This is a genomic window from Rickettsia sp., from assembly GCF_965035265.1.
Map to the genome: position 1 here is coordinate 1 of NZ_CBCDJS010000032.1, position 12,215 is coordinate 12,215.

Genomic DNA, 12,215 nt, shown 5'->3' on the forward strand with positions numbered 1-12,215 from the left:
AGATTTTGATCCTACTTTAAAATATAAAGAAGATAATACTACATTTTTAGTAATAAAATCATGGTCAAAAATCGCAGCAGATAAATATATAGTTAGATTTTCTGTAAATGAAACATCAGGAAGCCAATTAGTTTATAATAAAATAGCGGTAGTAAGTTATGCTTATGTGCCTATGCAATTAACAGATTCAGAACTTGATGTAAATCCGGTAGGGTTTCAAGTTAACGGATATAGGGTAGACGATGACAATAGTTAGATTTTATTTTTTAGTTTTTGTATTATTAAGCGGCTTTACAATACAACGAGAGTGTCCACTTGTAGATGATCCATGTAATAGTAGTAGTAATAATTATGTAGATGATTTATCTATAACTAAAGATAATAGGATAAAAACTTATATATATAATCCGAATGAAGTTTATTTATTAGTTTTGCATTTTGGCTTTCAATCGCATATAGAATTTGCTAAAAACGAAGAAATCCAAAATATAATTCTTGGGGATGCTTATGCTTGGAAAATAACTCCTTTGGCAAATAGATTATTTATTAAGCCTCTTGAAAAAGATATTCGCACAAATATGACTATTATAACTAATAAAAGAACATATGAATTTGATATCGCTTCTACGGAACTTATAATGGGTAACGAAAGGGATTTAGTATATGTAATTAAATTTTACTACCCTAAGAAAAATAGTAATTACATGGCAAGATTTTAATTGGTGTCATTGTTCGTAGATACGTCATTGCGAGGAAAAACTGCAAGTTTTGACGAAGCAATCTCAGGAGTTTGTTATTACTTCATGAGATTGCTGCGTCGCCTACGGCTCCTCGCAATGACGAGGTATAAAACACTTTAACTAATATAATTTATATATGGCTGAAGAGCAAAATAACAATAATAATAATAATACCGGTTCTTTATCAGGAGCAGATTCGCCTGAAGTACAAAGAGAATTATCAAAAGTTTCAGCTAGCTTTAATAAGAGTATTGCGATAGTAGTCGTAATTTGCGGTATTTTTATATATATTTTTTATACTCTTTTTTTTGGCTCTAAAAAAGAAGAAATACCAGAGACTCAGATACCGAGTAATATTGTAAAACCTGTCACGGATGTTGATGATAATATTCCGGAGATTCCAAAGTTACCTGATCCGCCTAAGCTTGAGACGCCTACAGCCCCACCGCCGCCTCCTCCGATAGTAGAAGTTCCACCGGTCTTACCTCCTACTACTCCTGTAGAGGAGAATAAAGATAAAACGCTTCCATTGCCACCGGTTTCATTGCCTTCCACTTCAGGAACGCTAGTTGAGAGTGATGCAGAGAAGCAACGTCGTGAAGCAAAAAGAAAATCAGCTATAGTAGTGGTTGGTGGTGTAGAGCCTAAAAAAACACCGGAACAGATTACGGCAGAAGCGACATTTAAAGATCGCGGTGATATGTCGTTGGTTCTCGGACGCGGTAAATTAATTGATGCAGTGCTTGAGACGGCAATAAATAGTGATCTCGGCGGTGAAATAAGAGCCATTATTAGTAGAGATGTATTTTCTGAGAAAGATAAAGTTATATTAATACCGAAAGGATCAAAAATATTCGGTAAATATGCAACCTCAACTTCATCAGACAGTTACGGTAGAGTTTCTATAATATGGGATAGAATCGATTTAACTAACGGTTATACTATAGAATTTGACTCACCTGTAGTTGATAATTTAGGTAGACCGGGACTACAAGGAAGAGTCGATAATAAATATAAAGAACAATTTGCAAATGCCGTATTACAATCCGGCTTTAATATAGGTCTTGCTAAAGTCCTTGATAAGTTAGTGCCGCCTCCTATAGATTCGCAGGCAGCAGCAACTAATAGTGCTACAGCCACACAATTGTTAAATATTGCTCAAACTATTGCGGCTAATACCGGTATGGATGCAAATACTAGAATAGTTACAATTTGTACTAATATACTTGCTGCTATTACCGATAAAACTTCGACTGCTTATACTACTATGACTCAAGCGTGTACAACAGCACAAACTGCTTCTTCAGCGGATACTGCTGACCAGAGACTTCAAACCTTAGTACAGGCAGTTAATACGGCAGCTTCAAGTTTGCTTACTACTACATCTATAGCATCAACTCCGACGCAAGCACAACAAGCTTCTACTCAAGCTTTTACGGATGTTACAAATGTTGTACAAAATATGATAACTCAGCAGCAATTTAAGCCTACGACAACGGTTAATCAAGGTACGCCGGTTAGAATATACGTTAATAAGGATTATAAATTCCCAAAAGCCGTTTTATTAAAATCGCAGGTAATGAAATGAATGAAGAATTTGCAGCCTTAGAGACGTTTTTACTTCCTTTTAAAAATTTATTTGCTGAAGACGGTATTAATGAAATTATGGTTAATAAGCCTGGAGAAGTATGGGTTGAAAAGAAAGGCGATATATACTCTAAGCAAATACCGGAACTGGATAGTGAACATCTACTTTCATTAGGGCGTTTAGTCGCTCAATCTACTGAACAGATGATTTCAGAAGAAAAACCGCTGCTTTCAGCAACTTTGCCAAATGGTTACCGTATTCAAATAGTATTTCCTCCTGCTTGTGAGATAGGACAAATCATTTATTCTATCAGAAAGCCTAGCGGTATGAATTTAACTTTAGACGAATACGCTAAAATGGGGGCATTTGATGAAACAGCAACAGAGAGTTTAGTAGATGAAGATGCAATAATTTTAAATGATTTTTTAGCTGAAAAAAAGATTAAAGAATTTATTAGACATGCAGTTGTTTCAAAGAAAAATATCATAATTAGCGGCGGTACTTCAACCGGTAAAACTACCTTTACAAATGCGGCGCTTACTGAAATACCACCAATAGAAAGATTAATTACTGTAGAAGATGCTCGTGAGGTTGTGCTATCAAGCCATCCTAACAAAGTGCATTTACTTGCTTCCAAAGGAGGGCAAGGGCGTGCAAATGTTACTACCCAAGATTTAATAGAAGCTTGTTTACGTTTAAGACCGGATAGAATTATAGTCGGTGAGCTTCGAGGTAAAGAAGCTTTTAGTTTTTTACGGGCTATTAATACCGGTCACCCTGGTTCAATATCGACACTGCATGCCGATAGTCCTGCTATGGCAATTGAGCAGTTAAAGCTTATGGTTATGCAAGCTGATCTCGGTATGCCGCCTGAAGAAGTAAAGAAGTATATTTTAACCGTTGTAGATATCGTGGTGCAGTTAAAACGCGGTAGTGGCGGGAAAAGATATGTTTCGGAAGTGTACTACAAGAAAAATAAGAACGCTGAAGGTATGGTGTAGACTCGTTGTATTTGAAAAATTGGCAGCGTTGTTTTATATTTTTTGATCCTCACGTAGGTTATCTACGCTGCGGTCAAAAAATATGAAACGCCTTGCTCTTTTCCAAATAAAACTTCGTCTACCGTTTTCTATGCAATATGTATAGGCGTTAGTTTCAAGATCGGTGTCATACCGTGGCTTGACCACGGTATCCAGAAAAAAATAAAAAAAAAGACTGGATCCCGCGATCAAGTCGCGGGATGACACTGGAAAAATCGTTCTATGCAATAACGTTAACAATATTAAGTGATAAGTAAAAACTAGGAATATCATTCATGGAATGGCATAAGATACTTAAAGTTACTAGAAATATATTCGGTCATGCTATAATTCATCCGGTTGTTATTTTTTGTACCATTTGGATAAGCGGTGCATTTGTTGCAATTTTTACTAATGAGGTTGGAGCTTTAGGTGTAGATATAAATGCTATAAATATTGCTTATAAGTGGGCTTATTGGCTTATTAACGTTTGGGGGCAGTTAAAAATTTCCGACTATAATTATTTAAAATTGAAGCTACTTGCGTCTCTTCTTGGTCCTGCTATTGTTGTTATAATATTTTACATTAAAAACCTTGAAAGAATAAAATCATTACAATTTTTTGAACAACAGGAAAAAGTATATGGAGATGCTAGCTGGGCTAATCCGTCAGATATAGAGGCCGCAGGTCTTAGATCCAAAAAAGGTATGCTGATCGGTGTTGATGCCGGTGGATATTTTGTTGCCGACGGATTCCAGCATGCTTTATTATTTGCTCCTACCGGTTCGGGTAAAGGTGTGGGCTTTGTGATACCTAACTTGTTATTTTGGAGTGATTCGGTAGTAGTACATGACATAAAGCTCGAGAATCACGGTTTGACAAGCGGTTGGCGTGAGAAACAAGGTCAGAAAGTTTTTGTGTGGGAGCCTTCTAATCCCGACGGTGTTACTCATTGTTATAATCCAATTGATTGGGTTAGTACTAAGCCTGGGCAGATGGTTGATGACGTTCAAAAAATTTCAAACCTTATAATGCCTGAAAAGGATTTTTGGAATAATGAAGCACGAAGTTTATTTTTAGGTGTAACTTTATATTTAATAGCTGATCCTACTAAAACTAAATCTTTCGGCGAAGTAGTGCGTACCATGAGAAGTGACGACGTAGTTTATAATCTCGCGGTCGTACTCGATACGCTTGGCGGTGTAATACATCCTGTAGCATATATGAATATTGCTGCATTTCTGCAAAAAGCCGATAAAGAGCGTTCAGGTGTAATATCTACAATGAACTCATCTCTTGAATTATGGGCAAATCCTCTAATTGATTCAGCTACTGCATCTTCTGATTTCAACGTACAAGAATTTAAAAAAGTAAAAACAACCGTGTATGTAGGGTTAACACCCGATAATATACAGCGTTTACAAAAATTAATGCAGGTGTTTTATCAGCAGGCGACAGAATTTTTAAGCCGTAAAATGCCGGATTTAAAGGAAGAGCCGCATGGGGTAATGTTCTTACTTGATGAGTTCCCGACACTTGGGAAGATGGATACTTTTAAAGCCGGTATAGCATATTTTAGAGGTTATAGAGTTCGCTTATTTTTAATTATTCAGGATACTCAACAGCTCAAAGGAACATATGAAGATGCCGGTATGAATTCTTTCTTATCAAATGCGACATATCGTATTACTTTTGCTGCTAATAACTATGAAACGGCAAATTTAATATCGCAGCTTGTCGGTAATAAGACGGTAGAACAAAGATCATTTAGTAAACCTTTATTTTTTGACCTTAATATTTCTACTAGAACCCAAAACGTTTCTCAAGTTCAAAGAGCTTTACTTTTACCTCAAGAAGTAATACAGTTACCGAGAGATGAGCAAATTGTTTTAATAGAATCCTTTCCGCCTATAAAATCTCGTAAAATTAAGTATTACGAAGATAAGTTTTTTACTAGTAGATTATTACCGCCGACCTTTGTACCTACTCAAGTACCTTTTGGTCCTAGGGCAAATAATAATGAGGCTTCTGAAGAGACTGAAACAACAACTGCTCCGGAAAATAATGAGTAAGATCCAAAAATGCGTTCAGCTATTATTGATATCGGTTCAAATGCTTTAAGAGCTGTAGTTTATGAAAGTGATGAGCTTGGAGCTCCGGAAATTTTTAATTATAAATTTAGAAATTATCTTACAAATTTACTTAACTTAGATAATTTAGACGTAAAACATCAAACATATTTATCCCTACAATATCTTATTCATATTTTTACTAAACTGTCCGTTACTAATATTAGATGTGTTGCAACAGCTATACTTAGAGGACATCCTAAAGCAGATGAATTCAAAGCTATAATTAAAAAGAGATTCAATATTGATATTGAAATTATCTCAGGTGAACGTGAAGCTTATTTAACTGCTGCCGGATTAATTTCCGGTATTAGTGATGCTTTCGGTATTGTAGCTGATCTTGGCGGTGGAAGTCTTGAGCTTGCACAAATTGAAAATAAAAAGGTCGGTAAATTAAAATCACTACCTCTTGGTACTAAAATTATTGCTAGTAGCAATTTTGGTGATGTTGGACTGATTACTAAAATGCTAGAGGAGGAATTTGGAGCTGCACATTATCCTAATTTATATTTAATCGGCGGTGCTCTTCGTCTAATGAGCCGTATATACATGGAGTCTATAAATTACCCCCTTAAAAATTTACATAATTTTGAAATAAATCGTGTAGAGTTTGAGTTATATCTAGAGAAATTATCACAAATTGATAAATTAAAGCTGAGTTATTATGAGCAGAAGGCCATAAATTATAATGCAGTTTTAGTAATAAAGGCGATGATTAAGGTATTTTCACCGGAAAAAATTATTATCTCAAATTACGGCTTAAAAGAAGGAGTAAGATTTGACTCGTTGCCGCCGCATGAAACAAAAAAAGATATTATTTATGAGCGAGTAAAGAGACTAGTAAAATTTGATAGAAATATATGTAAGATCGATAAATATATAGAAGCTGTACACTATCTTTTAATCAACCCTGACTACACGACACTTGTCATTATTGAACTTGCTATAATGCTTGCTCAATATAATAAAAATATCGATAAAACGCTCAGAGCAAATTTTGTTTCGGAATTTATATTATCTTCAGACATTCCTTTTAGTCATAGACAGCGTCTAATGCTTGGTATTGCCCTTACAGTTACTTATACTGCTAAAACTGACATGCAGATTAATAAAACAGCTAAGAAAATGATTAGTAAAAGTGATTATTACAATAGTCATATAATCGGTTATTATATAAAAATTGCTAGAGAAATTGATGGGCCGGAATTCCAAGAACCTTCTTTTTCGATTAAATTAAAAGACGATAAGTTCTTACAAATTAATGCTTCAAATATCTTGCCTAAACAAGTTTTTGAAAAGGTTTGTGAACGTTTAAAAGATATAAGTTCTGCTAGAAAAAATATTAGTTATAATTTTAGTGATTAGGAATAACTCAATAGATCCCGCGATTAAATCAGCTTTGCCCTCATGGCTTAAGAATAAGTGGTCGATGTCATTCCTACGAAAGCAGGAATCCAGCATAAAGCGAGATAAATCAAGCTTTTAATTTCAAAAATTTGCTGTATTTATACTTTTTTCCTGGATTCCTGCTTTCGCAGGAATGACATTATAGTCATAATAAATACAATAATTACGCTCCATCAAATGCGTCACAATTATATTCTTCACCTAGAGTTTGTACTTCATCATCTTCTAAAAAGAGAGGAAGATGTTTTTTTTAAAGAAGCTTCGGAGCTTGTAGTGTTTATATCCTTATTTGCTAAAGGCTTGATATTTAATTTTAATTGCTCTATTTCATTAATAAGTTCTTTTTTATAAGCAAATATTTCTGCTGATTTTAAAAATAAAGAAAAAATCTTTCGGTCTCGTAAAATTTCTTCTATAGAAAAATTAAGTTTAGGACCTTTATCCTCAGTCATTTCAGGATGAAATTGAAAAGTGAGGATTGGAGTCCCAAATTGAGATTCAGTTGCTTCAATTTCTCCATCTGAAGTTTTAGCGGTTATTTTTAATAAATCTTTGTTATTATTTATTCTATTCTTACCACCTATATCTTTTACTATGTCACCATGAGCTGCCCAAAAATTTTGCCTAGGAATGTTGTTATCCTTAATATTTGAAGTTTGTTTAATTATTGGAGCTAATTCTGAAAAAGGTTCAATTATTATAGAATTATGATCATGAGATCCTGGCGTTTTTTCAGTTAAACTTTCTATTTTACCTCCAAGATATGCATTAATAACTTGATGCCCCCCACATAATCCCATTATTGGCATGCCTTTATTAATTGCTACCTCTACCATTATCATTTCAGCAAACGAACGTGCTTTATCAGACGCAGATATAGAATTAGTTTCTCCACCATAATATGTAGCAGTTTCGGGAGCAACCGCAGAGTTATTACCCGGTATAATTAATGCATCTTTATCAGCTAATAACATAGTAGCTTTTTCTAAGGCTTCTTTTTTGATTTTATCTAAATTCACTATTTCATTATTGTATTGTTCAGCAACTATTTCTCTATAATCAATTGGTACTGCTTCGCTGTAACATTCTGTCAGCCTTTTTAATACTTCTTGTGATGTTTTGCCTCCAATAGTAGTATTATAACTGACTGCTACTTTAGAACGTGGAGGTAAATCTTTATAAGACTCACTAGCGGTAATTTTTGTATATGCAGGAATGTTTTGAAATAATGCATAATTATTTAATTCTTGGGTAATTTCTTTATGTTCCAATAATTTTGACCAATATAAAGGAGTATATCCTAATTTATCCGGAAGATTCATTCCATCTTTTGCTTTTGTAAGAAGTAGGTTTTTATACTCGTTAAATGTATTTATATCATTTTGTTGTGCTGCTAAATGTAATATAGTTTCACCTTTGCTATTTGTTGAAAAAATAGCTTCTTTATCTTTTGAGTATTCCATCAAAAGCTTAAACATTGGTATACTACCGGTTTCAAGAGTTATGTTAGTAGGAGTCATGCCGTTTAGATATTTTTTATTAGGATCAGCACCATGATCTAATAAAAATTTCATTGTAGCTACATGTTCTTCTAAATTAGAGTCATATAAAATATTATACCCATATTTATTAGGCACATTAGGATCAGCCCCTTTTTCTAATAAAATTTCGGCTGCTTGTTGTTTTTTCTCTAAAACAAGACGTAATAGAAGGGGTAAGCCATGTTCATCAAAAATATTAGGATTTGCACCGACCTCTAATAACTCAGTTAATTTTGTTAAATCATCCGCTAAAGCAGTATTAATTAGTTCTTTTTCTGAAGTCATACAATATTAGTTTGAAAGTTATTTGACGCTACATAGTATTAAAGGCTTCTATGATAATATATTTTATAATAAATATCATAAACTTTCTGTTTGTAAAGAAATAAGTAACAAATATTAACATTTCATTAGGCTCTCTTAGTTTATCTCCTAAATCATTATATACTCCTGAAAATAACAAACATATTAGGATTTATGATAAAAAATTATTGGAAAAAATTTTGGAAGAATAGTACTACCAAATCACAGAATTTTATTGAGTTAAGCGACATTTCATATGGGAATTTAAAAAGAGTTAGGGTAGGCTGCGATGCTTATCGTGAAAATGTTATAGTATATAGATGTATTAATTTAATAGCCCAATCGGCGGGACATGTTCCGTGGAAAGTGCTTAAAAGTAAAAATGGTGAAGTAATATTAGATCATCCACTGCATTATTTACTAAAAAGACCAAATCCTGAAAAAGCCGGAGCGGATTTTTTTAGTGAGCTAATTGCAAGCAAGTTATTATTCGGTAATAGCTATATTTTATCAACTCTAGACTCTCATCCTAAAGAGATTTATTTACTGCCGTCTCTTGCTACGGAACTTGTTATAGAACATAACAATTTAGTTGCTTATAGATATAAAAGCAGCAAAGGCGATAGGATTTACAAGATTGATCCTATAGCTAAGATGAGTAGAGTCTTGCATTTAAAAAACTATCATCCTCTAGATCAGCATTACGGATTATCTTGTTTAGACGCTGCTTCACTTCCTATAGATTTACACCAGCAATCTTCTTATTGGAATCATTCATTATTACAAAACGGGGCGAGACCTTCTGGTGCTCTTATAGTAAAGGATAGTAACGGTTATCTTAGTGATGAGCAATTTGAAAGATTGCAAACTCAATTATCAGAGAAATTTAGCGGTAATAGCAATGCCGGTAAGCCACTATTACTTGAAGGAGGTCTTGGTTGGCAAGAAATGAGTATTAATCCAAAGGATATGGATTTTATTCAATCTAAAAACTCGGCAGCAAGAGAAATAGCACTAGCATTTGGAGTGCCGCCGCAGCTACTTGGAATAAACGGCGATAACACCTATAGCAATATGCAGGAAGCACGCCTTGCTTTATGGGAAGAAACGCTAATCCCTTTACTCGATAAAATTGCGGATAGTATGAGTAATTGGTTTTCGTATCTTTTTAAAGAAGATATCATTATTGATTTTGATCGTGATTCTATATCTGCATTAACGGAAAAGCGTGAAAATTTGTGGGCTAAAATCTCGAATGCTAATTTCATGACTTTAAACGAAAAAAGAGCTTTTGTCGGGCTTTCACCAATTATAAACGGTGATAGATTATGACTAAAGATATCAGCGATAGTTTGAATAATTTATATGATCTTGTAGCTAAGCTTATTATTCTGCTCGAAGATGAATTAGTACGTATTACGCTGCATAAAAATGAGAATAATATAATAGATACCAAAAATATTGCTGAAACCTTAAATAAGCTAGTTAACTTAATAGTGCAATTAAACAAATTATCCAATAGCCGAACATCATCCGAAAACTCAAAAATAGATGAAAAAGATAAAATGATAATAGATAATTTTCTAGAGAATTATAATTTGAAAAATCTTTTTTAAAGGTAAATCAAAATCAAATCTCACTTAATTTTCTAACCATTAGATTAATATACTCATAACTTCAAAAACCTAATGTTGTAAAAACACCTCATCAATTTAATAAATATATCATTACCTTATATAAAAATTAATAAATCAAAGAGTTTTAATATAAAGTTTTAGTCAATATAAATTAATTGTAAGATTAGGAGTTATGAGGAAAAAATCTAGAATATTAAAAAGTTTTTTAGCGACGGCGTCGATATTAGGTCTGTCGCTAATCATACCAACAAATGAAATATATGCTGTAGCTGTTAGTCAAATGAGTGGAGATGTTAACCTTAATGATGCAAATACTAATTTTGCACCGCCATTTGTTAATGGAAATACTATTGAGGTGATTAATCCGGGTACTATCGCTATTTTGGATGACGGTGTTTATAATATAGGAGCTATACGAGATGGTAAAGACGATACTAAGATATTAATCGGTGATGATAATCTAAATCTAAAGGCTGAGGTTACAATCGGTTCAATGTCCGGTATTATAGACGAACTTCGTATTATAAGGCTTAGAGATGAGACTGATATTAAAGTGACTTTAAACGGGAGTGCAGGGGTTGATAATATACCTGCAGCAAATGATTATAGTGCATTAAAAAGTATAGCATTTCAACAATTCGGCGGTGGAGATAAGGTAGATAGTATTATCTTGAATATTAATGCACCGGTAACGCTAAATAGTGCTTTTTATACTACCGCATCCTCAGAAATGATAAATGTAAATGATAATGTTATAATAACTAATTTTACTAGTGCTAATGGTTCCGGAAATATGAATTTTAATATTGCTGGAGATAAATCACTTACTTTCTCTGCTTCTGATTCTTTTCGAGATGATACAAGTTCAGGGAGAATAAATTTTGATTTTGCAGGTATTGATGCTGTTCTTAATGTTGATGGTGCTGATACTACAATTAGAGGGTCAATAACTAACGGAGTAAATGGTACATTAAATGTAAATGCCGGAATTACTACGGCTACCGATCCAACTATTACTACCATTCAAGAGACTAATATCGCAGACAATATTGCTTTTAATATTGATAGTATTAATAGCAATATAGACTTATTAAAAAATGGTGCAAAGATAATATTTAAAGGTGCAAATTCAGAGCTAGGTTTAATAAATACCGGTAATACGGATAAGCAATTTACGTTATATGATAACTTAAACCCATCAGATGTAGAAGATGAATATGGTGTAGTTAGAGTAGAAGCAGCTACAAATGCTCTTACTATAGCAAATGACGGCGGACCTTATACTATAGGGCAGGATAATACACATCGTCTTAAAGAGTTTGAAGTTAAAGGAGCAGGTAATATCGTAATTGATAATAAGGTGTTTACAAAGCGATTTAATATGAATAGTACCGGGCAGGTAACTCTTAATCAAGTCTTAGATTTAGGAGCAGAAGGAGAGGTATTATATAATCAACCCGGTACATTAAATGTTAGCGGTAATAATCCTATTATCGGAAAGGTTAATTTTCAAAATGTTGATGATACTCTTAATATTATTTTAAATGTTAATGAAAGTTTTAATGCAGATATAGATAATATAGTGCCAGGGGAAAATGGTATAATTAATGTGGTTCAATCTGAAGATAACCGGGTATTGAACTCTTATATGAAAAGTAATATAGGTGAAACCAATCCTATTAAGAATTTAGTAATAGGAAATAATATAATGGCCTGAAAAAACTGAACAAAAAAATAGTTAGGTTTGCTTGGTAATAAGTTAGAATAGACCAAATAACTTAAGAGGTAAGAATGACTAAGAAACAGTTTCGGAATTTCAGTGCCGAAGAAAAGACCAAGATAGTATTAGAA

10 protein-coding genes are annotated in these 12,215 nt (G+C 33.3%); 9 read left to right on the forward strand and 1 reads right to left on the reverse strand.

The window, feature by feature from the left end; all coding sequences use genetic code 11:
* The 6 genes from AC1Z7D_RS03165 to AC1Z7D_RS03190 all read left to right on the forward strand — a co-directional run.
* Positions 1 to 256: VirB8/TrbF family protein (locus tag AC1Z7D_RS03165; protein ID WP_482601893.1), on the forward strand; the 256-nt coding region annotated here is incomplete at its 5' end.
* Positions 243 to 719 carry a TrbG/VirB9 family P-type conjugative transfer protein gene (locus AC1Z7D_RS03170; RefSeq protein ID WP_482601895.1) on the forward strand — a complete coding sequence of 159 codons (477 nt, stop codon included), beginning with the start codon at positions 243 to 245 and terminating at the stop codon, positions 717 to 719. The genes AC1Z7D_RS03165 and AC1Z7D_RS03170, both read left to right, overlap by 14 nt.
* 157 nt (positions 720 to 876) lie before the next feature.
* Positions 877 to 2,328 (forward strand): TraB/TrbI/VirB10 family type IV secretion system protein, encoded by a 1,452-nt coding sequence (locus AC1Z7D_RS03175; protein WP_482601897.1) that lies wholly within the window; start codon positions 877 to 879, stop codon positions 2,326 to 2,328.
* Positions 2,325 to 3,329: a P-type DNA transfer ATPase VirB11 gene (gene virB11, locus AC1Z7D_RS03180; RefSeq protein WP_482601899.1), complete on the forward strand. Its 1,005-nt coding sequence runs from the start codon at positions 2,325 to 2,327 to the stop codon at positions 3,327 to 3,329. Before AC1Z7D_RS03175 ends, virB11 begins: the two co-directional genes overlap by 4 nt.
* A gap of 314 nt (positions 3,330 to 3,643) precedes the next feature.
* Positions 3,644 to 5,419 (forward strand): type IV secretory system conjugative DNA transfer family protein, encoded by a 1,776-nt coding sequence (locus AC1Z7D_RS03185; protein ID WP_482601901.1) that lies wholly within the window; start codon positions 3,644 to 3,646, stop codon positions 5,417 to 5,419.
* A 9-nt stretch (positions 5,420 to 5,428) separates the two neighbouring features.
* Complete coding sequence (locus AC1Z7D_RS03190) at positions 5,429 to 6,841, forward strand: Ppx/GppA phosphatase family protein (RefSeq protein ID WP_482601903.1); 1,413 nt, start codon at positions 5,429 to 5,431, stop codon at positions 6,839 to 6,841.
* 260 nt (positions 6,842 to 7,101) lie between these two features.
* On the opposite strand, the gene AC1Z7D_RS03195 is transcribed toward AC1Z7D_RS03190, so the two are convergent.
* On the reverse strand, positions 7,102 to 8,709 hold the full coding sequence (locus AC1Z7D_RS03195; RefSeq protein ID WP_482601905.1) for a gamma-glutamyl-gamma-aminobutyrate hydrolase family protein: 1,608 nt from the start codon (positions 8,707 to 8,709) through the stop codon (positions 7,102 to 7,104).
* 192 nt (positions 8,710 to 8,901) lie between these two features.
* Between AC1Z7D_RS03195 and AC1Z7D_RS03200 the strand changes: the two genes are divergently transcribed.
* From AC1Z7D_RS03200 to AC1Z7D_RS03210, 3 genes are all read left to right on the forward strand, one after another.
* Positions 8,902 to 10,059 (forward strand): phage portal protein, encoded by a 1,158-nt coding sequence (locus AC1Z7D_RS03200; RefSeq protein WP_482601907.1) that lies wholly within the window; start codon positions 8,902 to 8,904, stop codon positions 10,057 to 10,059.
* A complete protein-coding gene (locus AC1Z7D_RS03205; RefSeq protein ID WP_482601909.1) occupies positions 10,056 to 10,343 on the forward strand; it encodes a hypothetical protein in 288 nt (95 codons plus the stop codon). Before AC1Z7D_RS03200 ends, AC1Z7D_RS03205 begins: the two co-directional genes overlap by 4 nt.
* Before the next feature lie 193 nt (positions 10,344 to 10,536).
* Positions 10,537 to 12,081, forward strand: coding sequence for an autotransporter outer membrane beta-barrel domain-containing protein (locus AC1Z7D_RS03210; protein WP_482601911.1), 1,545 nt, complete (start codon positions 10,537 to 10,539; stop codon positions 12,079 to 12,081).
* Positions 12,082 to 12,215 lie beyond the last annotated feature (134 nt).